The sequence below is a fragment of the Flavihumibacter fluminis genome, assembly GCF_021491375.1.
Classification (GTDB): domain Bacteria; phylum Bacteroidota; class Bacteroidia; order Chitinophagales; family Chitinophagaceae; genus Flavihumibacter; species Flavihumibacter fluminis.
The window spans coordinates 1-23,238 of record NZ_JAKEVY010000002.1 but is presented as its reverse complement, the minus strand read 5'-3'; the positions used below and the strand labels follow the sequence as shown (position 1 = coordinate 23,238).

The 23,238-nt window shown below is 46.2% G+C and carries 21 protein-coding genes; 10 read left to right on the top strand and 11 right to left on the bottom strand.

Annotated features, from left to right (window positions below; genetic code table 11):
• Positions 1-190 precede the first annotated feature (190 nt).
• Complete coding sequence (locus L0U88_RS06215) at positions 191-1,450, top strand: T9SS type A sorting domain-containing protein (RefSeq protein WP_234864750.1); 1,260 nt, start codon at positions 191-193, stop codon at positions 1,448-1,450.
• Here the strand turns inward: L0U88_RS06215 and L0U88_RS06210 are convergent.
• The gene (locus L0U88_RS06210) at positions 1,416-2,300 is read right to left on the bottom strand and encodes a TolB family protein (protein ID WP_234864749.1); all 885 of its coding nucleotides are present in this window, start codon (positions 2,298-2,300) and stop codon (positions 1,416-1,418) included. The genes L0U88_RS06215 and L0U88_RS06210 overlap by 35 nt on opposite strands.
• Positions 2,301-2,355: 55 nt before the next feature.
• On the opposite strand from L0U88_RS06210, the gene L0U88_RS06205 reads away from it, so the two are divergent.
• The 5 genes from L0U88_RS06205 (at position 2,356) to L0U88_RS06185 (ending at position 6,913) form a co-directional block, all read left to right on the top strand.
• Positions 2,356-3,447, top strand: a complete 1,092-nt coding sequence (locus L0U88_RS06205; RefSeq protein ID WP_234864748.1) for an efflux RND transporter periplasmic adaptor subunit — start codon at positions 2,356-2,358, stop codon at positions 3,445-3,447.
• Complete coding sequence (locus tag L0U88_RS06200; RefSeq protein ID WP_234864747.1) at positions 3,444-4,703, top strand: ABC transporter permease; 1,260 nt, start codon at positions 3,444-3,446, stop codon at positions 4,701-4,703. The genes L0U88_RS06205 and L0U88_RS06200 overlap by 4 nt, the downstream gene beginning before the upstream one ends.
• A gap of 1 nt (position 4,704) precedes the next feature.
• Positions 4,705-5,385: an ABC transporter ATP-binding protein gene (locus L0U88_RS06195; RefSeq protein WP_234864746.1), complete on the top strand. Its 681-nt coding sequence runs from the start codon at positions 4,705-4,707 to the stop codon at positions 5,383-5,385.
• Between the two features lie 159 nt (positions 5,386-5,544).
• Positions 5,545-6,171 (top strand): RNA polymerase sigma factor, encoded by a 627-nt coding sequence (locus L0U88_RS06190; RefSeq protein ID WP_234864745.1) that lies wholly within the window; start codon positions 5,545-5,547, stop codon positions 6,169-6,171.
• Positions 6,161-6,913, top strand: a complete 753-nt coding sequence (locus L0U88_RS06185; RefSeq protein ID WP_234864744.1) for a tetratricopeptide repeat protein — start codon at positions 6,161-6,163, stop codon at positions 6,911-6,913. The genes L0U88_RS06190 and L0U88_RS06185 overlap by 11 nt, the downstream gene beginning before the upstream one ends.
• On the opposite strand, the gene L0U88_RS06180 is transcribed toward L0U88_RS06185, so the two are convergent.
• Together L0U88_RS06180 and L0U88_RS06175 are read right to left on the bottom strand one after the other, a co-directional pair.
• The gene (locus tag L0U88_RS06180) at positions 6,874-9,630 is read right to left on the bottom strand and encodes a CHAT domain-containing tetratricopeptide repeat protein (protein WP_234864743.1); all 2,757 of its coding nucleotides are present in this window, start codon (positions 9,628-9,630) and stop codon (positions 6,874-6,876) included. The two genes, L0U88_RS06185 and L0U88_RS06180, sit on opposite strands and share 40 nt — an antisense overlap.
• Before the next feature lie 37 nt (positions 9,631-9,667).
• Positions 9,668-10,600: a hypothetical protein gene (locus tag L0U88_RS06175; RefSeq protein WP_234864742.1), complete on the bottom strand. Its 933-nt coding sequence runs from the start codon at positions 10,598-10,600 to the stop codon at positions 9,668-9,670.
• 62 nt (positions 10,601-10,662) lie between these two features.
• Here L0U88_RS06175 and trmD point away from each other — a divergent pair, with 62 nt between their 5' ends.
• Positions 10,663-11,340 (top strand): tRNA (guanosine(37)-N1)-methyltransferase TrmD, encoded by a 678-nt coding sequence (trmD, locus tag L0U88_RS06170; protein ID WP_234864741.1) that lies wholly within the window; start codon positions 10,663-10,665, stop codon positions 11,338-11,340.
• 1 nt (position 11,341) lies between these two features.
• Here the strand turns inward: trmD and L0U88_RS06165 are convergent, their stop codons facing one another.
• Positions 11,342-12,775 (bottom strand): glycoside hydrolase family 125 protein, encoded by a 1,434-nt coding sequence (locus L0U88_RS06165; RefSeq protein ID WP_234864740.1) that lies wholly within the window; start codon positions 12,773-12,775, stop codon positions 11,342-11,344.
• 5 nt (positions 12,776-12,780) lie between these two features.
• Positions 12,781-15,060 carry a GH92 family glycosyl hydrolase gene (locus tag L0U88_RS06160; RefSeq protein ID WP_234864739.1) on the bottom strand — a complete coding sequence of 760 codons (2,280 nt, stop codon included), beginning with the start codon at positions 15,058-15,060 and terminating at the stop codon, positions 12,781-12,783.
• Between the two features lie 134 nt (positions 15,061-15,194).
• Between L0U88_RS06160 and ypfJ the strand changes: the two genes are divergently transcribed.
• Positions 15,195-16,037 carry a KPN_02809 family neutral zinc metallopeptidase gene (gene ypfJ / locus L0U88_RS06155; RefSeq protein WP_234864738.1) on the top strand — a complete coding sequence of 281 codons (843 nt, stop codon included), beginning with the start codon at positions 15,195-15,197 and terminating at the stop codon, positions 16,035-16,037.
• 136 nt (positions 16,038-16,173) lie between these two features.
• Here the strand turns inward: ypfJ and L0U88_RS06150 are convergent, their stop codons facing one another.
• The 6 genes from L0U88_RS06150 to L0U88_RS06125 form a co-directional block, all read right to left on the bottom strand.
• The gene (locus tag L0U88_RS06150) at positions 16,174-16,590 is read right to left on the bottom strand and encodes a DsrE family protein (protein WP_234864737.1); all 417 of its coding nucleotides are present in this window, start codon (positions 16,588-16,590) and stop codon (positions 16,174-16,176) included.
• A 134-nt stretch (positions 16,591-16,724) separates the two neighbouring features.
• The gene (locus L0U88_RS06145; RefSeq protein WP_234864736.1) at positions 16,725-16,946 is read right to left on the bottom strand and encodes a hypothetical protein; all 222 of its coding nucleotides are present in this window, start codon (positions 16,944-16,946) and stop codon (positions 16,725-16,727) included.
• Between the two features lie 56 nt (positions 16,947-17,002).
• Positions 17,003-17,827 (bottom strand): ZIP family metal transporter, encoded by an 825-nt coding sequence (locus tag L0U88_RS06140; protein WP_234864735.1) that lies wholly within the window; start codon positions 17,825-17,827, stop codon positions 17,003-17,005.
• A gap of 224 nt (positions 17,828-18,051) precedes the next feature.
• On the bottom strand, positions 18,052-20,283 hold the full coding sequence (locus L0U88_RS06135) for a penicillin acylase family protein (protein ID WP_234864734.1): 2,232 nt from the start codon (positions 20,281-20,283) through the stop codon (positions 18,052-18,054).
• An 11-nt stretch (positions 20,284-20,294) separates the two neighbouring features.
• Positions 20,295-21,134: an ROK family protein gene (locus tag L0U88_RS06130; RefSeq protein WP_234864733.1), complete on the bottom strand. Its 840-nt coding sequence runs from the start codon at positions 21,132-21,134 to the stop codon at positions 20,295-20,297.
• Between the two features lie 4 nt (positions 21,135-21,138).
• Positions 21,139-21,861, bottom strand: a complete 723-nt coding sequence (locus tag L0U88_RS06125; protein WP_234864732.1) for a glucosamine-6-phosphate deaminase — start codon at positions 21,859-21,861, stop codon at positions 21,139-21,141.
• A 128-nt stretch (positions 21,862-21,989) separates the two neighbouring features.
• On the opposite strand from L0U88_RS06125, the gene L0U88_RS06120 reads away from it, so the two are divergent.
• On the top strand, positions 21,990-22,862 hold the full coding sequence (locus tag L0U88_RS06120; RefSeq protein WP_234864731.1) for an SDH family Clp fold serine proteinase: 873 nt from the start codon (positions 21,990-21,992) through the stop codon (positions 22,860-22,862).
• 9 nt (positions 22,863-22,871) lie between these two features.
• Positions 22,872-23,090 carry a hypothetical protein gene (locus L0U88_RS06115; protein ID WP_234864730.1) on the top strand — a complete coding sequence of 73 codons (219 nt, stop codon included), beginning with the start codon at positions 22,872-22,874 and terminating at the stop codon, positions 23,088-23,090.
• Positions 23,091-23,238 lie beyond the last annotated feature (148 nt).

The window sequence follows — 23,238 nt, the reverse complement described above, 5'->3', positions numbered from 1 at the left end:
AAGCGTGATTCGAGGACAAACACTTGCGTTTTTCGCCCATTTATCGAAAAAACCCCATGCCCACTTGTATTTTCCGAAGTCCGTGATGATCTTTGTATTGTTGATCGAAAATCCAGGATGCCTACAAAAAACCACTTAGCAAACAAAAATCAAGATCCTAAGAAAACCAGCATCATCCCAAAGTAGAATTATGAAAACTTCGTACCTTTTTTTGCTGGCTTTCCTGACAAGTCTCTTCACAACTGAAGTATCCGCACAGGATATCTCTTTCACCAATTATAAGCTGGAAAGCGGTGCAGCCGGACAGCGTGGAGCCATGTACCGGTTTTCTTCTGTTACCAAGAATGCATTCGGAAAAGCAGAAGCGGATTGCATCGTTAAGATTGAAAATATCACTCCAGGTGTAGTGCTGAAGCAACTGCATCACAATACAAATAATAACTCTTCCATTTTTCAGCCGGAAGTTGAATACGCAGGTATCAATGGTCCTTCCTGGATCGAGTTCAGCTTTACTTTCGTAAATAACAACCAACCCCTGGATCAGCCCAATGGTTATAGCATGCCGGAAATCACTACTTCCGTTTCTGGTTTGAATAACTACGGTGCTGCACACGAATTTGCTGAATGTTACCTTGGATATGGAAGCAAAGTGGTGTATGACAATGAAATCACTTCCCTGATGATCTCTGCTGCTAACAGTGGTTACCGCGCTGAGAACAGATGGGGTAAGCAAAATACCAGCAGCGAAAAAATCAGCATCGTAAACAAAAACATTACTACCATTCGTGTTAAGCTGGGTGTTAACCGCAATAACAATGAGTGGGCTGGTCGCGCTCAGTACAAAATTGAACTGAAGAATTCTACTCCTGATCTGGCTACTGTTTACATGCCTCATATCGTAGGTTTCCAGGCTCGTATGCAAACCGATATCATTGAGTTGGCCTGGTCTTGCCCTACTCAGGAAAAACTGCAGGATATCAGTATTGAGAAGAGTGTGGATGGTGAAGTGTTCCGTGAAGTTTCTCGCTTCAATCGTGCTAACATGCCAAAAGGTGGATTGTACCAGTTCAAAGATGAAAGCAAAACTGCTACTACCATGGGTGCAGTATTCTATCGCCTTCGCACCCGCGACATGGAGGGTAACTTTGAATACTCTTCAGTTAAGATGGTAGCCATGGATAAGAAAGATGATTTTATCCCTACCGAACTGAGCATCGATCCTCAAACAGGTTCTACTGTATTGCTGACTCCCCTGGCCTGGCAGCAAAAGCAGATCTCCGTTGAGATCTTCAACGAGAAAGGTGAGCTGATCAAAAAAATTAACGATACTTCCAATGGCGTTCAGATGGACCTGAACACCAAAACGCTGGCTGCTGGTGTATATGTAGTGCGTTTCACTTGTGGAAAGCAGTATTCTACTCAGTACCTGATTCAGTCAGAGAGTTTATAAGTTGAAATTTCAGGGTCTCGAAGGGCAACATGAAAATGTTGCCATTTTTTTTGCCTGCTTTTTCACTCGTATAATAGAGTGTTTTTCCATCCGGGGATACAAAAGGGCAATAATCCAGGTCTGCAGAATTCACTTCTTTCATATTTTTAGCCGGCTCCCAATAACCAGCTGCATTCCGGATACTGATATAGAGATCTCCCCTGCCCTTGTCATCGGCTCTTCCATAGGAGGTAAAAATCAACAGGGACTCATCCGGTGAAACATAGGCATTGAATTCATAATAGGCAGAATTTACTCCTGTATCCAGTGCTTTGGCTGGTAACCAATTACCATTCCTGTATTCCGCCCTGTATATATCTTCCTTACCCGGGCCACCTGCTCTTTCCGAGGTAAAATACAGATGCCCTTCTTTTGTTACGGAAGGATAATACTCATCTTTTTCAGAATTGATAGCAGGTCCAAGATGGATGGGCTCCGACCAGCCAGTTACTAATCGCTCTACCATCCAGATATCCACATCTTCTCCTGTTCTACCAGGCTTTGGGCGCCCCGAAGCAAAAAACAGGCGTTTTCCATCAGGTGCGAAAAATGGTTCCAAATCACGAAACCTCCCACTAAAGGATGCAGGCTTTGCTTCTGTCCAGCTGCCATCTTTCAACTTCGATAAATGCCAGATCGTTTGATCCTTCCAGTCAGTCCCCTGCCTGGTAAAAAAAACTTCCCGCCCATCCGGAGAAATAGCCAGGTCGCGTTCATATGCAGCTGTATTAATTTTGTTGTCCAGCACCTGCTGTGTTACCTGTGGATCAGAAAAAAACACACTAAACAGGATGAGATTCGGTAAAAACATAAGGATCATTTAGAAAGGAAACCTAATTTTATCCGACACAAATTTCCCGGATAGCATGAAACTAACTCCTTTTCCGGCACTTCTACTTCTGTTATTACCAGTATTTTCCAGTTGCTCCAATCAGGAAAACCTGATTCAAGCAACAGAGGAAGGTATTACTGAATCGGTGTATGCATCCGGCACCATAAAAACTCAAAACCAGTACCAGTTGTACTCCACTGTTAGTGGAATCATTGAAGAAGTGCTTGTAAAAGAGGGAGACCTGGTGAAGAAAGGGAGTCCCATTTACAAAATCAACAACGAACTGGTACGACTCAACACAGAAAATGCCCAATTGGCGGCCAATTATTCAGCTGAGGAAAACAATCGCAACCGGCTAAAGGAACTGAAAGCTTCGCTTGATTATGCCCTCAGCAAATTCAAAACAGACTCCTCTCTTTACAAACGCCAGCAGGAATTGTGGAACCAGGGTATTGGCACCCGGAATGAACTGGACCAACGGGAGCTCAATATGGAAAATTCAGCCAGTAACCTGGAAGCAACCCGGCGCCGTTATGAGGAACTGGAAAGACAGATCCGGTTCAATGCGCAACAGGCAAGAAAACAAGTACAGATCAGCAACACCCAGCAGAATGATTATATCATCAAAAGCGAGTCGGACGGTAAAGTTTACAAACTGCTGAAAGAAAAAGGAGAAACCGTCAACCCGCAGCAGGCCATCGCCACAATGGGAGATGCAGACAATTTCATACTCGAATTACTGGTGGATGAATATGATATTGCCAAAATCAAAACCGGTCAAAAAATAATTGTGACACTGGACAGTTACAAAGGAGCCGTATTTGAAGCAACCCTTACGAGAATTGATCCCATCATGGATGAAAGAACCCGGAGTTTCCTCGTAGAAGCAACATTTGAAAAAGCACCGGAGCAACTCTATCCCAACCTGTCGGCCGAAGCGAATATCGTAATTCAAACCAAAGCAAAGACCCTGACCATACCAAGAAATTACCTGGTGCAGGACTCCTTTGTGTTACTGGAAAATAAGGAAAAAAGAAAAGTGGTAACCGGACTGAAAGATTACAAGAAAGTTGAAATACTGGAAGGTATTACTGCATCTGATAAACTGGTTGATCCCTTACAATGAGTAAGCCACTCGTCATAAAAATTGCCTATGCATTGCTGATGGCGCGATGGAAGCAAACCCTGGTGGCTGCCATTGGCGTAACCTTCAGCATCACCATGTTCATCGCGCTGCTAAGTTTTATGACGGGACTGAATAAATTACTGGATGGACTAGTTCTCAACCGCACACCGCATGTGCGCCTGTTTAATGAGATTCGGCCGGATAGCATACAACCCGTGCAGCAGGCTGCTGAATATAAGTCGCATTACCACATCATACATTCTGTAAAGTCCGGTAAAAGTCGCCAGGAAATTTATAACAGCGGAGCCATCATGCAACGCATAACCCAGGACCCCCGCGTATTGGGAATTGCACCCAAAATAACCAGCCAGGTATTCTTCAATGAAGGCAACCTTGAAATCACAGGCGTTGTGTACGGTATTGATGTGGAAGCAGAAACCCGCCTGTTTTTCTTTACTGATTATGTTGTAAAGGGACAGGCATCCGATCTGAAAAATGTGGCGAACAGCATTATCCTGGGGAAAGGCCTGGCTGATAAACTCCTGGCTGATGTCGGAGATGTGGTGCAGTTAACCACCTCATCGGGAGAACAGTTCCGCTTAAAAGTTGTAGGACATTTTCAATCCGGTTTGCAGGAGCTGGATAAGACACAAAGTTTTGCGTCCCTCAATACAGTGCAGAAGATCATGGGTAAACCCAATAGCTATGTGACAGATATCCAGGTGAAGCTGAACGATATCAACCAGGCGCCCAAACTGGCGAAAGAATTCAATAAAGTATTTGAGATCGACGCAGAAGATATTCAAACCGCCAATTCGCAATTTGAAACAGGAACCTCTGTTCGGAATATCATCTCGTATGCAGTAGGCATCACGCTGCTGGTGGTGGCCGGCTTTGGCATTTACAATATCCTGAACATGATGATCTATGAAAAGATGGACTCCATTGCCATACTGAAAGCAACCGGATTTTCCGGAAAGTATGTAAACCGGATCTTTATCATGATTGCATTAGGTATAGGCATTTTTGGCGGACTAACGGGCTTGCTCATGGGCTATTTATTATCCTCGCTGATTGATCAGATCCCTTTCAATACAGCAGCCTTACCAACTGTAACAACCTATCCCATCAATTATAATCCGGTCTATTATTTCATAGGCAGTGCATTTTCACTGATCACTACGTATCTGGCCGGATACTTTCCTGCGAAAAAAGCCAGCAGAGTGGATCCGGTTGTAATCATCAGAGGCAAATAACATGAACTCCGTCATACTAGAAGCAAAACATATTTACAAACAGTTTTACGACCCGGTAAAATTTGATGTACTGAAAGACATCAATTTCCAGGTAAAGGCGGGGGAATTTGTATCGGTAATTGGCAAGTCGGGTTGCGGAAAATCCACCCTGCTTTATATCCTCTCAACTATGGATACCGATTACCAGGGAGAATTGTATGTCGACGGAAAAAAGATGACAGGCCTGAAAGAAAAAGAACTGGCTGCGGTAAGAAATGAAAAAATCGGCTTTGTATTCCAGTTCCATTACCTGCTCAATGAATTCACGGTGCTGGAAAACATTTTACTGCCAGCCAGGAAGCTGGCCAAAAAGCCGGAAGCAGCATTGAAAGACCGGGCACATTTTCTCCTAAAAACCCTTGATATCAGCAAACTGGCCGAAAAGAACCCCCGGCAATTATCAGGAGGTGAAAAACAGCGGGTTGCCATCGCGCGCGCCATGATCAATGAGCCTGCCATCATTATGGGAGATGAGCCCACAGGTAACCTGGACAAGCGCAATAGCGAAATCGTATTCTCCACTTTTCAGCAGCTGGCCCAGGAGTTCAATCAGAGCCTGCTCATCGTAACCCATGACCCGGAATTTGCGGAAAGGACCAACCGGATCATCGAAATGGAGGATGGCAGAATCATACGGCAATAATTTTTTTCCAAAAGCGGTTACATTTTCCAAGGCTGCAACAACCAATATAAAACAGTCCACGCTCCTATATCCTTATAAAGAACCCGGGAGGCTGGCACAGTCAGCCTCTTCTTTCAACCATTGTAAAAGCATGTTGTTAGATTAAAAAGCAGGATCAAGATGCAGATAGCGTATAAATCGGGAGGAAATGAACAGCGAACACCAGATATGGAACTGGTGATCGCCTTACAGCAGGCAGATATCAACCGGCCGGTGAAGGAACTGTATAACAGCTATTTTGAAATGCTGACCGCCTTTTTGAGAACCAAGGGGGCAGCACAGGAGGAAGCGGCAGATATTTTCCAGGAATCCATCCTGGTATTTATAGAGGCGGCAAGGGCAGGTAAATTCAAGGGCGATAGCAGTATCAAATCCTACCTGTTCGGTATAGCCAAAAACCTCTGGCTGGAGGAGATCCGGAGCAGCGAACGCAGGAACAGGCGGCAGCAGGTATTTCACCAGGCTTCCCCTACCATTGAGTCAACCGAAGCCAGGATCTTCAATAAGGAAATGCAGAAAACCTGGCTACAGCTCTTTAATTCAATCGGTTCTGTATGTAAAGCCATCCTGATGGGTTTCTATTATGAAAAACTATCGATGCGCGAGTTATTGGATAAAGTATCCTTTGCAAGTGAGCAGGCTTTACGAAATAAAAAATCCAAATGCATGAAAGCATTGAAAGAAATGCTCTCAAAAAACCCAACCATAATTCAACACCTCAAAAACCTGGATGCCCATGAATCCTGATTTACACATAGATCATTTGCTGGATGAGTATACTGCAGGTACCATTACCCGCGACTGGCTTCAAAAGCAGGTACCCGCATTAAATGAGCAGGAACTGGAGAAGGAAATCCAGCTCCACCGCGCTGCCCAGTCCTTTCTTGAAAGGGCCCCTATCCTTGCGCAGGTAGGAATCTTGCACGAGCAGTTCCTGAATGAAAACAACTCCATTCATGCCGACAAGAAACTGATTTGGATGGGCCGGCTCAAATGGATTGGTATGGCAGCTTCCCTGTTGCTGGCGGTGGGTATCTATTTCTGGCAGTCCGGCAATACGATGAATGCAGACCAGCTCTATGCTGATATGTATCAGCCTTACCAGGCACCGGTTTTCCGGTCACAGGAAAGTGTTGATGACCTGACTGCACTTTACAAAAAAGGCGCTTACCAGGAATTAGTTACTGCCTATGAAGCTACCAAACCAGTTGATAACAGTGCTCATTTTTATGCAGGCCTCAGTTATATGGAGCTGAAAAAATGGACGGCTGCTTCTCTGAGCTTTCAACGCATCCAGGATAATACAGCATCACCTGCTTTTCGCGATGAAGCCCAGTTTTACGGAGCACTCGCCTACCTGAAAGCAGGAGCTACTGACAAAGCTTTGGAATTGTTCAGGGCCATCAAACAGGATCAGCAACACCTGTATTTTGAAAAAGTGCAGGCAGCTCAGCTGGAAGACCTGGAAGCTCTTTTGCGTAAAAAATAAACCAATAGCACAACTGCTCCTGCTCCTCCCAACAGCCACCAGAAAAAGGTCGCCATTGATTTAGCAGGAGAACAATTACCAATATAAACCAGGTGCGCCCAATAATTGGGTTGTTTAAACTGAACCGGTATTTCAGGATCGGATAACAATTGCAATTTGGCTTCCTGCAGGGCCCTTTCTACCGGTAGTCCGGCACTGATGCCTTCCCTGAATTTTCGGATAAGGTAGGCCGTTACCAGGTCCTCCGATTTCCAAAGAGAAGCAATTACTCCATTGGAACCAGCATATAAAAAGGCCCGCGACAAACTCAGCAATCCTTCACCGGAAGCAGCAATGCCGCTGGCCGATTCACAGGCACTCAGGATGACCAGCTCTGTATTTTTGAGTGGTAACGGATAGATCTCAGGCAGAAACAGGGTGTACCCTAAAACTGAATCCGGTTGCTCCGGATAAAACTTGATCCAGGAATCTCCATTGCCTTCCCTGTTGGCTGCAGCATGACTCGCAATATGCAGTATCTTTTTACTGCCTCCCAAGTTCAGAAAAGCTGCTTTGGTAGCTTCCGATTTTACAATTGTCAATTCACTGTCCGACTTTCCCGTTTCACTGGCAGAAAAAGGCAGCACCGCCAACCCGGTTTTTCTGATTAAGGGATCCTCCTCCGCGTAGGGCGCAAAACTCATCCAGGAACTATCCTTCCCATTCGCTATTGCAGGTTTACGCTGTTGATATACCTGGTCAAAGGAAAGATGATAACTGATGGTAAGGTCCTGCAACAAATAGTGGTTAGTCGCCTCCGTTACCGGCAAGGCTTCAAATGGAACCAGGTGCAGAAAGCCATCCGCTAGGATAGTACAGGATTCCAGTTTTTTCAGCTCTCCTTCCAGTGGCTGCATTAATACCTGGTATAAATAATAACCATCCTGGTTTCCCTGGTAACGCACTCCTTCCTGCTGGCTATGCAGGGAACTGATGAAATGTTGTACTTTCTCTCTTAGCCCTACTGTTACCGGTACCCGATCCAATTGTATAGTGCCAGGTCTTATCAAAAAGCGGAATAAAGCAGCATCCGTCTGCAGAAAACTCAGCACAGCCTGCTTGCCTGCTAATCGCTTTTGAAAAACAGAAAGACTATATACCGAATCCTCCAGGCTCCTTTCATTGAAACCTGCATTCAACTCCTGCTGCACACGGGATAATGCAACTTTGGTAGAAATCAGCTCTTGCTCAATCCGCTGCTTTTCATCCGGCTCCGTCAAGGTATTGAGCAGCGAGGAATAATATGCCAGGGTTTGCCTCAATTCAAATTCCCTGGCAAGCAGAGGCGATTGCGCCGGATTGATAGCAGTACGTTCCCTCGCCTGGCGCAACTGGTCATTCAAAACAGAACCTTTGTATGCTTCTTCCAGTTCGAAAAAAGATTCCAGCGCTTCCTGCTCTTTCGTTTGTGCATACCAGTTGTACACAGCTTCAGCTGCTTTCCAGTAAATCGCTTCCCTGCTTCGGTTAAAAAATAATTTCGCCTCATCATTATCGTAGTTGCTGCGGATATAGGAAGCTAGGCGAATGGCTTTCAGTAAAGCAAGAGCACCGGCTTTCAGGTCTTCTGTCGTTTTTGTCTGCTTATGCCGCACCAGGTAAATCCCGCTTTTTTGTTCCTGGATCTCAAACAAAACAAGCGGAGCCAGGTCTTCATTGATTCCGGCGGCTGCTTTTTCGAGGTACTGCAGTGCCTCCGGGTAATTTTGCCTGCTTACCAAAAGCCGGCTTCTGAGCAGCAGGTTAACTGCTTTCTCCCTGGGACTTTCACCCAGCAAACGGTTTAGGCTATCCGCTTTATCAAGTAAACCCCGACTCTGATCAGGTTGGTTCTTGTCCAGGTAAATTCTTGCCATCTCCTGGTACATCCGAACCGTGGCATTGGTGGCATTGGGAACCACCTGTTGAAAATACCTAAGTGCGCTATCCGGTTCATTCTTCTCATAATAGAGATGCCCGATATTTTGAATAACCCGGTTTTTAAGATAGGCATCTTTCAACAGGGGCCGGTAAATCGAAAGTGCTTCTTCATAATTTCCCAATGCCGACTCACAGAAGGCGATATTATTGGAGAACCCATGAAAGGTCTCCCGGTATTCAGGAGCAGCCGGATCCAGCAGCATCCTGGCTTTTTCAAAATAATTAGCTGCCTGCAGGAAATTGGAACTTTGAAAATACAGCGCACCCAGGGAATTATAGAGTACATCCTGGTCGGGGTAATCAGCATGATTCAACGCCAATCGTGCTGCCTGCTCCAGGTAATAACGGGCACTATCAATCGTATAGGTATAGTAAAAATTGGAACCCAGGTGTAAACTGGCCTGGTAAAACAACAGGCTATCAGCACCATAACTGCGGAACCAGTCCATTGCCCGATGATACTCTTTCTGTGCATTGGCATATTCACGCTGCCCCTGGAAGATATTGCCTCGCTTGATGATGGCATCACCGGTTTTTGCATCGCGTGGTGCAGTTGGCAGGAACAACTGAATCGCCTTTTCGTAGGCAGCCAATGCGATACTATCAGTAGTACGGGTAGGATTTTCGGCTGCATAGTTTTTTTCAGCCTCCTTATACCAGTACGCAGGCTCATCTGCCTGCAGATTCGACTGGGAAAATCCCTTCCAGATCAGCAGCAACAACAACAGGACTCCAAATAACTGGAAACGTCTTGACATGTTTCTTCGGAGTCCCGAAACTACAAAATCTCCCGGCTTACCGGCCTACCAGTATAATGATTGGGGGTCTTTTAGGGCGACTCGTAATATCGCGGGCCAGGCGCATCAGGTCTTCACTCCTATTAAATCCGGTAGTGGCCATCAGGGAAGCCTGAATAAAGCGATCCCGATTGCGCATCAGTACATCCCGCGCCTGAGCATCTCTGTTACCCAGTTCAGATCTCAGACTGGCAGGGATATCAGCAGCTGTATTGTAATAATAAAAGCGTACGGTGATAGCCTGCAGGTTTCGGTTACTGGCATCCGTTATACGATAGAAGAATTCAAAATCGCGGGTGGTTCCATTGGTTGGGTTGTTACCCAGGAACCCATCAGCAAAACTGCCTGCCAGGTCGATCACACCATTGTCCACATCTACCTTGCAGCCATCTCCATTAACCCCGGGCAGATCATCATCACCATCATCATCGGTATCTTTTTCATCAAACTCACAATCGTTATCGTCATCATCCGGGTTGGTTGGATCATCATCATCGTCATCGTCATCATCCGCACAAGGCAAAACAGCCGTAGGGTCTGCATTGTAAATAGGCGTTGCAAATAAGAGGCCGGCTGTAGACAGATTGTAAATACTATCCCGGTAATCAATACCCGAAACTACCAGTTTGGCGCTATCAAGCACGGTTTCCTGGTCGTCGCTGATATAGAATATTTTATAACGGATACCACCTTCACTTTCAGTGATATTAATACGACCGGTTAAACTGTCGATATCCAATCCCAATGGAATGGCTTTAAAATAGCCGGCTTCCGCAGGCCTGGTAACAGGATCGGTGGACAGTGCCGTACCGGGCACTTTGAAATACAAGGAATCACTGTAAGTGAGCCTGATTTTGGGCAGCGGATCATCTGCTCTGTTACAAGCCAGTCCGCATGCCACCAACAATAAAATGAATAGTATTCGATGCATAATCTTGGGTCCCTCAGCTTCGTTGCCGCAAAGTTGATAAATGTAACCAATATCTTTGCCAAATGCGAATTGACATCATATCGGTAGTGCCGGAATTGCTGGAAAGTCCGTTGAATCACTCTATCATGAAAAGGGCCCAAACCAAGGGCATCCTGGAAGTGAAAGTGCATCACCTGCGCCAGTGGGCAGTGAATGAATACGGACAAGTGGATGATTATCAATACGGTGGAGGAGCCGGAATGGTGATGATGTGCGAGCCCCTGGCCAAAGCAATTGAACAATTAAAAGCCGAACGCCCCTATGAACAGGTAATCTACATGACCCCGGATGGTGAACGATTTTCTCAAAAAATCGCCAATCGCCTTTCCCTGATGGGCAACCTAATAATCATATGCGGACATTATAAAGGTATCGACCAGCGTATCCGGGATCATTTTGTAACCATGGAAATTTCCATCGGCGATTATGTACTCAGTGGTGGAGAGCTTGCAGCAGCAGTAGTGGTAGATGCTGTTGGAAGATTGCTTCCCGGGGTGCTGAACGATGAAACCTCCGCCCTCACAGATTCCTTCCAGGATAACCTGCTGGCCTCTCCTGTATATACAAGACCCGCAGATTTCAGGGGCTGGAAAGTGCCCGAAATCCTGCTCAGCGGTGATCTGAAAAAAGTAGATGAATGGAGGTATGAACAGGCTGTCCAACGAACCGAACAAAAAAGGCCCGATTTGCTGGACAGCTGAGTTAGAGTTTAGCAGCCAGAATAGCCGGATATTTTTTATGCGTATGCAATACCAGTTCTCCAAATAAGGTATTCGCCCAGGCAAACCACCTACGTGTGAATTTGGTGGGATCATCTTTATGGAAAGCTTCATGCATAAAACCGGTATCCGCATGCGTAGCTTTCAACATCTGCAGACATTTTTTCACTTCAGCCGGATCATTGGAAGTGATTCCGCGCATGATGATACTCATCGGCCATATGGTATAATTCCCACCATGCGGACCGCCAATTCCTTCTGCCGCCTTGCCTTTGAAGAAGAAGGGATTCTCGGTTGATAAGATATACCTGCGGGTAGCTGCATACACCGGATCACCCGACTTCACTGCACCCAGGTAAGGAAGCGATAAGAGACTCGGCACATTGGCATCATCCATCAAATGAAAACTTCCATATCCATTCACTTCAAATGCATAAACTTTTCCAAATTTCGCGTGACTCACCACCGCATATTGCTGTAAGGCTTTCTCTACTTCAGCAGCAAGCGCCGTGCATTCTGCTGCCAGCGCTGCATTCAGCTTTAAGGTGTTCAGGATCTCAGCCGCCTGCTTCAAACTGATCACTGCAAAGAAATTGGAAGGGATCAGGAACTGAAATAAAGTAGCATCATCACTGGGACGAAACGTAGAGCAGATCAGTCCGACTGGTTTTACCGGGTATCCATAACCGCTGAGTGGCACCCCATCCGTAGCCCAGGAAGTAGTACGCTGGAAGGTATACGGGCCATCCCCATTTTTACGCTGCTGCTCTTTAAACGTTTTCACAGTGAGGCGAATAATATTCACCCATTCCGCATCCAGCACGGAAGTATCACCTGAAAGTTTCCAATAATGATAAGCTAGCCGGATGGGATAACAAAGGCTGTCGATCTCCCACTTACGTTCATGAATACCCGGTTTCATGGCTGTGATATCAGATTTCCACTCACTCTCCTTGGTTACATCCTTATAAAAAGCATTCGCATACGGATCAAGTTGAATGCAATGTTTCTGTCGGTTGATCACACCTGCGATCAGGGTCTGCAGTTTTTTATCTTCTTTGATTAAAGGCAGATAAGGCCACACCTGCGCAGTGCTATCGCGCAGCCACATGGCATCAATATCACCGGTGATCACATAAGTATCAGGTTTGCCATTTATGATTTCCAACTCAACGGTAGTGTCCAACGTATTAGGGAAACAGTTTTCAAATAACCAGGCCAGTTCCGGATCTGCTATTTGCTTCTTCACGCGCTGGATCGTTGCTTCTACTGCCTCGCTGCTAAACTTACGTTCGGCCAGGGGTGGCCGTTTGCTTTCAAACCCATTGCTGCCAATCGCCCAGGAGGTGGAGGGCAAGAGGGCCCATCCTGCTGCTGCTACCGCACTCTGTTGTATAAATTTTCTTCTGCTTGCCATGTTTGTTAGTTTGAAGAATAAGAATAAGGGAAGGTCTTTTTATCTGTTCCTCTTTTTTTATCCGGAGTTGCCTGCATGCTGAACTGCAGTGATCCACCTTTCATCAGGTCTCCGTGTTTCAGGTAGGTATTTGGATTGATGATTCCATTCCATTTGATTTCGCGAACATATTTGTTGGAAGCGGAATTGGCAGGAGCCTGTATCGTTAACTGCTTTCCATTTTCCAATTGGAGGGTCATCTTTTTAAATAAGGGAGTTCCCAACACATACTGATCGGTACCCGGACAAACAGGATAAAATCCCATCGCGGAGAAAACATACCAGGCGGAAGTCTGACCATTGTCTTCATCACCGCAATAACCATCCGGAGTTGGTTTGTACATGCGGTTCATTACTTCGCGCACCCAATACTGTGTTTTCCAGGGCTGACCGGCATAATTGTAGAGATAAGGCATGTGCTGGATGGGCTGGTTGCCATGTGCATACTGTCCCATATTCATTATCTGCATTTCGCGGATTTCATGAATCGGAAATCCATAATAGCTGTCATCAAACAGGGGTGGCATCACAAATACGGAGTCGAGCATGTTGACAAAGGTATTGGCGCCTCCCATGAGGTTGATGAGTCCCTGTATATCATGAAACACACTCCAGCTATAATGCCAGCTATTTCCTTCAGTGAACGCATCGCCCCATTTTAAGGGATTGAATGGCGCCTGGAATTTGCCATCCTTGTTTTTACCGCGCATCAGTTTGGTTTCAGGATCAAAAAGATTGCGATAATTCAGCATACGCTTTTCATACAAGGCGATTTCTTCTTTCGGACGGTTCAATGCTTTTGCCAGTTGCCAGATAGTAAAATCATCGTAAGCATATTCCAGCGTGCGGGCTGCATTCTCATTGATCTTTACATCATAGGGAACATAACCGAGTTCATTGTAATAGCTTACTCCCTTTCTGCCCACTGCATCCAACGGACCTTCATTATTCGCACCATGCAAAAGTGCTTCGTACAATTTATTGATATCGTATCCGCGAAGTCCTTTCATGTAGGCATCGGAAACAACAGAAGCAGAGTTATTGCCCACCATTACATTTCTGAAACCCGGACTGCTCCACTCAGGCAGGAAACCACCTTCTTTGAAATCGTTGATGAGTCCCTCCTGCATTTCCTTATTGATAGAAGGATAGAGCAAATTCAGCAAGGGATAGAGTGCGCGGAACGTATCCCAGAAACCAGTACCGGCATACATGTAGCCGGGCAACACTTCTCCATTATACGGACTATAATGCACGATCTTATTGTTCGCATCGTATTCATAATGTTTCTGCGGGAAACAAACCGTGCGATAGAGGCAGGAATAAAAGGTGCGCAGTTGTTCATCGGTACCACCTTCAACTTTCACTTTACCAAGTGTTTCATTCCAGATTTTGCGGGATGCCTGGCGCGTTTGATCAAAGGATTCCTTTCCAACTTCACGCTGCAGGTTGAGCAGGGCCTGCTCCTCACTGATGAAAGAAGACGCTACTTTCAGATTGATTTTTTGTCCCTTTAAGGTTTTAAAACCAACCACTGCGCCGGCATGATCGGCTTTCATCTCCAACTGATTTTTCACCAGTACCGAATCGTGCCAGGTATAAGCTAACGTGAAGGGTTGATCGAACTCGAGTACAAAGTAGTTCTTGAAATTAGCGGGCACTCCCCCGCTATTTTTGGTTGTATAACCGATGATTCTTTTTTCGTTGGGGAGAATTTTCACGTAGGAGCCTTTATCAAACGCATCAATCACGAGGAAAGAGCTATCTGATTTGGGAAACGTGAACCGAAACTGTGCAGCTCTTTCGGTGGCAGTGATTTCGGTCGTCACATCATAATCAGCCAGGTAAACGCTGTAATAATCAGGAGATACGGTTTCTGCTTTATGCGAGAACCAGCTGGCTCTTTTATTCTGATCAAAGACCAGTGATCCGGTAACCGGCATGATGGCAAACTGACCATAGTCGTTCATCCAGGGAGAAGGCTGATGGGTTTGTTTGAAGCCACGAATTTTATCAGCGGTGTACACATAGGCCCATCCATCGCCCATTTTCCCGGTTTGAGGGGTCCAGAAATTCATGCCCCAGGGGCGTGAGATAGCGGGATAGGTATTCCCATTGGAGAGGCTAAACAGCGATTGGGTGCCCATCAACGGGTTCACATACTCTACAGGTTGAAGGGGCTGGGCAGTGGCAATCGATGCAAACAGGCACATCGAAAGGGCAAAATACCATTTCAGTTGTTTCATGTTGGTTCTTTCTAAAAAGTGCTAAAAATATTCAATTGTAACCAAACGCCTTCGTTGAAATGCGTTATAAAATATTCAAAGCTCGTCACAATTCGTATGCGATTTCTCCTTAATTTGTTCGTAAAAAACAATCTATGCGCTGGCAAGGAAGACGCGAAAGCGGAAATGTAGAAGATCGTCGCGGCATGGCCGGACCGGTAGCCATTGGAGGTGGAATCCTGGGCATCATTGCTCTGCTTTTCAACTTGTTTTTGGGTGGCGATGTGGATGTTTCACAATTGCAGGCACCGGGGGGCAGCAGTGCACCGATGAGTGCAGAGGCCAAGGCGCGGGAGGATGAGCTGGCCGGATTTGTAAAAGTGGTGCTGGCAGAAACCGAGGATGTGTGGAATAAAGTGTTTGCTGAAAATGGATCACAGTACCGGGAGCCGACCCTGGTGCTCTTTAGTGGTGCCGTACAATCGGCCTGCGGATCTGCGAGTGCGGCGAGTGGACCATTTTATTGTCCGGGTGATCAGAAATTATACATTGATCTCTCCTTTTACGATGAACTCTCCCAGCGTTTTGGGGCGCCAGGTGATTTTGCGATGGCCTATGTGGTATCGCATGAAGTGGGGCATCATATCCAGACCTTATTGGGCACTACACAGAAGCTGGCGCAAATTCGTCAGCAGGTGAGCCAGGAGGAGTACAACAAGTATTCGGTGATGCTGGAATTGCAGGCTGATTTTTTGGCGGGGGTATGGGCGCATCATACAGCTAATAAGAATCTGCTGGATGCCGATGATATTGAGGAAGCCATACGCGCTGCGAATGCAATTGGAGACGACCGGTTACAGAAACAGGCCCAGGGTTATATCGTTCCCGAGTCTTTTACACATGGCACATCGGAGCAACGCATGTATTGGTTTAAGAGAGGATATGAGTCGGGGGATATCAGGCAGGGGGATACATTCAACGATGCTCGTTTGAAGTGAAAGGTGAAAAGTGAAAGGTGAAAAGTGAAAGGTGAAAAATTGTGAAAGGTGAGAAAGTGAAAGAAGGGTCTCTCCTTTCACTTCTCACCTTTCACGTTTCACGATCTTTCACTTTTCACCTTTCACCTTTCACCTTTCACAGCTTTATATAGCTCCAGCCCGCCTCCTGTTTCAAAATTATTTCACCTACTCCCATTTTTACAAACCCTGCTTCGGGTAGGAGTTGATCTTTGGAAACCTTGCGTTCTCGGAGGGTGTTTTCGCACACTACGAAGTCAATACCCATTTTTTTGAATTGTGCGATCTTATCGGCCTGGGTAGTTTTATCCTTCATCATAAACTGCACACCCGGACCGTGCACCACCACTTCCACTTTCACCGAATCACCCCAACCTGCTTTGAGGTTTTTGAGGTTGTTCATAAGTCCCTTCCAGATGAGGGTATCACTGGTATTTAGTTGCATCACCAGCTTATGCTTCGGCTCTCCTGTTTGTGCTATGGCACTAGTAAAAACTGATAGCAGCAGGAATGCCAGTATAGTGAGTTGTTTCATACTTAGTTATTCTTTCAGTGATTATTCTTTCAGTGTTTGGTCTTCCAGTGTTTGGTCTTCCAGTGTTTGGTCTTCCAGTGGTTCGTCTTCCGGTGGTTCGCCTTCCATGCGTCTCACGTCTCACATCTGACGTCTCACTTTTCACTTCTCACGTCTGACTTCTCACTTTTCTTCAGCATACTAAACAACAACCCTCCCATCACTGCAAAATAAACCGTGCTGTTCACTGGTTTGGAAGTGATGGCACAGGTGCCGGTCACACACCCGATAAAATGATAGTAGAGATATCCTGCGATTCCTCCGAGGAGAACTCCCAATAACATCAGCTTGTTTCTTTGAATAAAAGATTTGATCATAGCGACTGAATTTAGCCAAAGTTCAGGAATTGGGAGTCGCGGTTGCGTGATAAATGTTACCCAAGGGCCACATCCAGCACCATCATCACCACAAAGCCACCGATAAACCCAAGAACTGCTACATCAGTGAATTTATCGCGCTGGGTTTCAGGGATCACTTCTTCTACTACCACATAGATCATGGCGCCGGCTGCAAAAGCCAGGGCGAAGGGCAAAACGGGTTGCATATAAATCACAGCAACAGCACCCAGGACACCGGCAACCGGTTCAACGATTGCGGAGAGCTGGCCATACCAGAAACTCTTGGCCCTGCTCACTCCATGTCTGCGCAGGGGCATTGCAACCGCCATGCCTTCCGGGAAGTTCTGCAAACCGATACCAAAAGCCAGGGCGATGGCAGCAGGAATCAGGTGTTCTCCAACTCCTATGGAAGCCGCCCCAAAAAGCACACCAACAGCAAGTCCCTCTGGGATATTGTGTAGGGTGATGGCCAATAACAGCAGGGTGGTTTTATGCCATTTGGTTTTCATCCCCTCTGATTCATCCTCTCCAAAATTGATATGGAGGTGGGGCATGAATTTATCGAGCGAAAAGATAAAGAGGGCTCCTGCCAGGAAGCCAACTGCAGCGGGCATCCAGGGAAAATCGGGGTAGAGCTTCTCTGAATATTCAATGCTGGGGGCCAGGAGGGACCAAAAGCTGGCAGCCACCATCACCCCGCCCGTAAAGCCGAGCATGGCATCAAATACACTGCGTTTGATCGTTTTGAAAAAGAATACCAGGGAGGCGCCGGCGGCAGTCACCAGCCAGGTAAAAGTAGTTGCTATAAGGGCCGCCCATACAGGCCCGATTTCGGTTAGGAATTGTTCTAGTTGCTTCATGGCGTATAAAAATAATAGAAATCATCCAGAATAATTAGATGAGCCTAAATTTATTTTTAGCCTTAACCATTCTCACCGCTCCGTCGCCCCCAAACGGTGTGAATTCAGCCCAGAGTTTCCCGTTTCCTGTTTCCTTTCTTCCCTTCTCCTGCCTCCAGCTTCCCGCCTCCCGTCTCCTGTTTCCCGTCTCCATTCTTCCATTCTCACGTCTCACATCTGACGTCTCACCTCCTCCCCGGCTTATAGCTCCTTTCAGCGTTCCTTTCCACATCTTCCTTATAGAACAACACTTCCCGGAACTGGCCCTTGCTGTAAGCTTCCACCTGGTCGCTGAAGTGCGGGGAGGCCGGATCACCACTTTGACCACCTGCAAGCAGGGCTTTGGCGCGCACTTTCTCACCAAACTCTACCGCACAGATAAAACTGTTGCCATGAACCCCATAGCGCTTCCGGGTGCCTGGGAAAACCCGGCTGTTATAAGATGGCAACATTCCCCAGGTTCCGGAAGCAAAGGCAACCGGGAAACTGGTTTTGCTATCATCAAACTGTAAATCGATCGCCGGCGAAATGCGCTGGAAGCGATTGATATTCCCCCAGGCGAGCTGCCATTTGCCGTATCGCTGCTGAAGATCCTGTAGGGTCAGGTAAAGCGCCTGCAGCATCTCACGCTGAGGAGTACCCGAAATATAGGCACGGGTCTTTTGTACCAGGTCCAGGGGTTTGCCATCCTGAGGACCTGCACGCATGATGGCAGGCAGCAATCGCTGTCCCCATTCCACGGCCATTGTAGTAGCAATAGATGCAGTATCCACCTGGTAATTCCAGTTGCGCAGCACAGCGATTGGTCCGGCCAGCCAGGCATATAAGGTATCAGCAGGTTTCAGTTGTGCATCAAATGCCTTCACCAATTCCGGGATCAATTCCTCAAATGCAGCGAGACGGGGATCATAACCTGCTTTGATGAGTGCATCCATATCAAGTTTGTCAAGATTGGAAAGCACCCTAACGGCATTGACTCCACGAAAATTATCACCATCAGGGGCCATATAGGCAGGGAAGCGTGTTGGATCCGGACTATTGCTACCCGCAATCTGGAAAGCAGTGCTATTGCAGTGTTGCAGCCAGCCATTCGAAGGATTCACCATGTGCACGGTTTCATTGATGGAATGATATCCTTTCCATTCGGTTGCTTTTGTTGTGCCATCAACAGGTTTTGTCCAGTCGATAGCAGGATCTCTTTTCGGAATCCGGTTCCCATGCCAGTAGGCGATATTCCCTTCCCGATCAGCATATACCGTACTGTTGGAGAGATTTCCTTTCAGATCCAGTGTTTTGGTAAAATCTTTCAGTCCCTTCACCTTGGTACGTTGCCAGCATTGAATCACTCCTTCAAGCAGGCGGTTATCCGCTTTCATACTGAGGAGCTGATTGTTGCGCTTCGCCATAATAGGACCATGGTGCGTGAAGTAGGCCGTGATAATTTTCTCTGCTGATCCCGCAGCTGTTTTATAGCGAATGGTAATCGGTTTGGTTTTGACAGGACGAAGTTTTCCTTCATAGCGATATGCATATCCATACGGACGCTTTTCCACTTGTTCAATATAGGAATCTGCGGCATCCACATAACAGGAAGTATGCATCCAGCCTGCGTATTCATTAAAGCCCTGGTAGATGAAAAACTGTCCCCATGTAACCGCCCCATAAGCATTCAAGCCTTCTTCGGAAACCATATGCACTTCGGGACGGAAATAAAAACTCACATGCGGATTGATATAGAGCATTGCTTTGCCACTGGCGGATTTGGCAGGCGCAATAGCAAATCCATTCGAGCCGGTGGGAAGGGGTTCTTCGAATGGTTCGAAGGTTTGATTAACTGTTATATCGCGATGGGGTTCCGAATTTGCAGCAACTAACGGAGATGCATCACCGTAAAAACTGGCCAGCTCTTTCAGCGTGATATCAGCCGTAGTAATCGCACCAATACTGCCATCTGTCCACAGCATGGGGAACCAGGGTTCAAAGCGGGTTAGCAGGGCCGGTTTTACCTGGGGGTTTTTATAGAGATAATAGTTGATCCCATCCGCAAACGCGACACAGAGTTTTTTCAACCAGGCCGGTGCTTTCGCATAATCACGTTGCGCTGCTTCGGCATCAATCACCAGCCGGATTAACAGATCATCATAGAGTTTGCTCTCTCCCTGCACCTCTGCCAATCGCCCAAGCTTTTCAATATAATTCATTTCCACCCGTGCAAAATCATCTTCGCATTGGGCGTAGAGCAATCCAAATACAGCATCGGCATCCGACTTTCCATAGATATGCGGAATGCCCATCTTATCGCGGATGATAGTGGTGTTATCAGCCTGTTTTTCCCATCGGGACAATTCACTGCTGGTTGGCTGCTGTGCCAGTAAGCCGAAAGGCAGGCAGAGCAGAATAAAAAGTACGTTTCGCATGTATGTGTATGTTATAAAGTAACCAGGGCGGCTGCGCCAATGATACCGGCATCCATCTCCTGCACAGTTTCAATCACCAGGCTTTCCCTGGCCTGGCGGTAGGCAAAATCGCCCACCTGTTGCAGAGTGGCTTCCCGGAACAAGGGCCAGGCAGCGCTTACAGAGCCTCCCAAAATAATATAATTTATATCCAGTGCGTAGAGCAGGGTTTTGACAGCATTGCCAAAATGAAAACCAAGTTCGGCATACATATCCAGTGAACGCTGATCCCCCTGCATAGCTTTCTGATAAACCTCCAGGCCGTTTAGTCCGTATACGTTTTCAAAAAACCGGCCGCTGGCATAGTATTCAATATTCTGATCGCGGTATTCAATCAGTCCGAATTCTCCTGCACCACCGTGCAGTCCGGATATCAGTTTGCCTTCCCAAATAATGCCGGTGCCCATCCCGGTACCAATGGTAACACCTAATAAAGAGGTCCGCTCCCGGAGTGTACGCAGGGTAAAGGCCGCGGCAGCAAAACAGTTGGCATCATTGTTCAGAGCTACTGGTTTTCCGAGTTCTTTTTCAAGCAGGCCTTTGAGATCGAGTTCTGTCCAGGCCGGAATATTCATCACATCATAAACAACACCTGTAACAGGATTCACCAATCCGGGAATTCCAATACCGATACCTGATATATCGTCCAGGCCTAACCGAAGAATCAAACCTTTCACTTGATCCACTACTTCATCTGCGCTGCCATTTGCCAGCACCTTCTCTTCGATCTTTTGAAGCAGGCGGCCATTTTCCACGATGCCGGCTTTCATGCCGGTACCACCAATATCGATTCCAATTTGTCGGTTGCGCATGGGGTTATTTTTTCCATTCACTGGCTGCGGCTTCATCGAGGTAGAGGTACACATTGGGATGGTTCTTCAACCAGGTAACCGGCAATGCGGGGGTGGGTTCGGATTCCATCAGCTGTTTGATGATAGCAGCTTTATGCGTACCCGAAACGATCAGAAAAATATGCTTGGCGGAAAGAATGGAGGCGATGCCAAGCGTGAGTCCGCCCGTGATGATTGTTTCTGTAGAAAAATACTTCTGCGCAGTTTTGATGGTGGAAGTATCCAGTTCAGCAATATGTGCGGTTAAGGTTGGATTACGCTGCGGTTCATTCATCCCGATATGTCCATTGGAGCCCAGGCCGATCACTGCGATATCAATACCATCGTGGTCGGCTATAAACTGATCAACGCGCTGGCATTCTTCTTCGAGCGAAGCAGCTCTGCCATCGAAAAAGCAGATCCTACTGGCCTCCACATTCAGCGGCAGAAACAATTGCTGGTGAAGATGCCATTGGCAGGAACCTTCATCCGAAGCATTCATGCCCTGCCATTCATCAAGTCCGACAAAGTTCCAGGAGTCTGTTTCAGTGCCATTTTTTTGAACAATGATTTCGCGGTACAATCCGGCCGGACTATCACCCGAAGCCACGCAGAGCAGGGGTGTTTGCTTCTTGCGCGCCAGGGTTAATAAGTGTTTGGCAGCGGCGGTGGAAAGTGTATTGTAATCCTTTTCAAGGAAGATATCCATAATGCAGGTAGTTGAACAGGTTGAGGTACTAAGTTAATGCGAATGAGGGGATAAAAAACAAATTCAATTAGGGCGTTTTCACGGTGGATTAAAATAAAGCAGCTCATTAGTTTTATTAAAATGAACTAATGAAACCAATATTTGATTCAACATTACATGAAATTCTAAATGAGCGACTTGACAAACTAGAAAAACACTTACATGCTGATGTAATATTTTACTATGGACCAATTGCAGATTCATTAGAAAAGCCATTTAGAGATTTCATCGAAGACTTAAAGTCAGACGAAATAAAAAATGACACACTTTGCATCATGTTAAATACGCCAGGTGGAAGTGCAGAAACTGTTGAAAAATTAGTAAAAATCACAAGGCATCACTATAAGGAGGTTTTCTTTATTATTCCAGATTCAGCATATTCTGCGGGGACCATATTTTGTATGTCGGGAGATAAAATATTCATGGATTATTCATCCTCATTAGGACCAATAGACCCCCAGGTGTTTAACGGAACAACCTGGGTACCAGCCTTAGGCTATCTTGATAAAGTTGAAGAGCTTATTGAAAAATCCATAAATAACAGACTATCGCAGGCGGAGTTAGTTATGTTAACGCAGCAAGACCTTGCTATGTTAAGGCGACATGAACAAGCAAGAGACCTCACTGTAGCCTTACTAAAAGAATGGCTTGTAAAATACAAATTCAAAAACTGGAATTTCCACCGGACCAACCCCTTAAAAAAAGGACAACCAGTAACCCAGGATGAAAAAGAAAAACGAGCTACAGAAATAGCCAGAGATTTAGGTAATAACAAGATCTGGCATTCTCATGGACGGTCAATAGGTCTATTTGCCTTAAAAAACATTTTAAAGCTGGAAATTGAAGATTACTCTAACGACTTGATCCTTAAACCATTAATAAGACAGTACAATGATTTGATTTGCCAATACATCTTACGAAGTGGCTCTGAGGTCTTTCTTCATTCTCGTAAATTTATTTAATTTCATCTGATGGAATTATTAATTCAAAAGCTTTCTGAAGTTAAGTCCAAAGAGTTATCAAAACCTACTGAAAAAAACAGATTCAACGATTTTGAAGCCCTGTTGGAAGACCTTCGAAATACAGGTGTGATAAAGAAGCCATCCTATAATCTGCCTTTGGTTGATACCATTGGTAAGACATATTATTCAGCCATTAACAGAAGAACGAACAACTCTCACCAGGGGTAAGCTCATTTCTTCCCCGCTAACGTAAGCATTCAGCCAACCACGTCTATGCCTCGGTTTTAACGTCCAATAATTTTGCTGGCAAACGAATCGTATGCGATCAAACATCCATCAAAATATGTTTGCCCTCCTTGAGAAAAAACATCCGGAG

Coding starts and splice junctions, on each gene's coding strand:
- L0U88_RS06215 (WP_234864750.1), top strand. CDS start 191: ATGAAAACTTCGTACCTTTTTTTGCTGGCTTTCCTGACAAGTCTCTTC.
- L0U88_RS06210 (WP_234864749.1), bottom strand. CDS start 2,300: ATGTTTTTACCGAATCTCATCCTGTTTAGTGTGTTTTTTTCTGATCCA.
- L0U88_RS06205 (WP_234864748.1), top strand. CDS start 2,356: ATGAAACTAACTCCTTTTCCGGCACTTCTACTTCTGTTATTACCAGTA.
- L0U88_RS06200 (WP_234864747.1), top strand. CDS start 3,444: ATGAGTAAGCCACTCGTCATAAAAATTGCCTATGCATTGCTGATGGCG.
- L0U88_RS06195 (WP_234864746.1), top strand. CDS start 4,705: ATGAACTCCGTCATACTAGAAGCAAAACATATTTACAAACAGTTTTAC.
- L0U88_RS06190 (WP_234864745.1), top strand. CDS start 5,545: ATGCAGATAGCGTATAAATCGGGAGGAAATGAACAGCGAACACCAGAT.
- L0U88_RS06185 (WP_234864744.1), top strand. CDS start 6,161: ATGAATCCTGATTTACACATAGATCATTTGCTGGATGAGTATACTGCA.
- L0U88_RS06180 (WP_234864743.1), bottom strand. CDS start 9,630: ATGTCAAGACGTTTCCAGTTATTTGGAGTCCTGTTGTTGTTGCTGCTG.
- L0U88_RS06175 (WP_234864742.1), bottom strand. CDS start 10,600: ATGCATCGAATACTATTCATTTTATTGTTGGTGGCATGCGGACTGGCT.
- trmD (WP_234864741.1), top strand. CDS start 10,663: ATGCGAATTGACATCATATCGGTAGTGCCGGAATTGCTGGAAAGTCCG.
- L0U88_RS06165 (WP_234864740.1), bottom strand. CDS start 12,775: ATGGCAAGCAGAAGAAAATTTATACAACAGAGTGCGGTAGCAGCAGCA.
- L0U88_RS06160 (WP_234864739.1), bottom strand. CDS start 15,060: ATGAAACAACTGAAATGGTATTTTGCCCTTTCGATGTGCCTGTTTGCA.
- ypfJ (WP_234864738.1), top strand. CDS start 15,195: ATGCGCTGGCAAGGAAGACGCGAAAGCGGAAATGTAGAAGATCGTCGC.
- L0U88_RS06150 (WP_234864737.1), bottom strand. CDS start 16,590: ATGAAACAACTCACTATACTGGCATTCCTGCTGCTATCAGTTTTTACT.
- L0U88_RS06145 (WP_234864736.1), bottom strand. CDS start 16,946: ATGATCAAATCTTTTATTCAAAGAAACAAGCTGATGTTATTGGGAGTT.
- L0U88_RS06140 (WP_234864735.1), bottom strand. CDS start 17,827: ATGAAGCAACTAGAACAATTCCTAACCGAAATCGGGCCTGTATGGGCG.
- L0U88_RS06135 (WP_234864734.1), bottom strand. CDS start 20,283: ATGCGAAACGTACTTTTTATTCTGCTCTGCCTGCCTTTCGGCTTACTG.
- L0U88_RS06130 (WP_234864733.1), bottom strand. CDS start 21,134: ATGCGCAACCGACAAATTGGAATCGATATTGGTGGTACCGGCATGAAA.
- L0U88_RS06125 (WP_234864732.1), bottom strand. CDS start 21,861: ATGGATATCTTCCTTGAAAAGGATTACAATACACTTTCCACCGCCGCT.
- L0U88_RS06120 (WP_234864731.1), top strand. CDS start 21,990: ATGAAACCAATATTTGATTCAACATTACATGAAATTCTAAATGAGCGA.
- L0U88_RS06115 (WP_234864730.1), top strand. CDS start 22,872: ATGGAATTATTAATTCAAAAGCTTTCTGAAGTTAAGTCCAAAGAGTTA.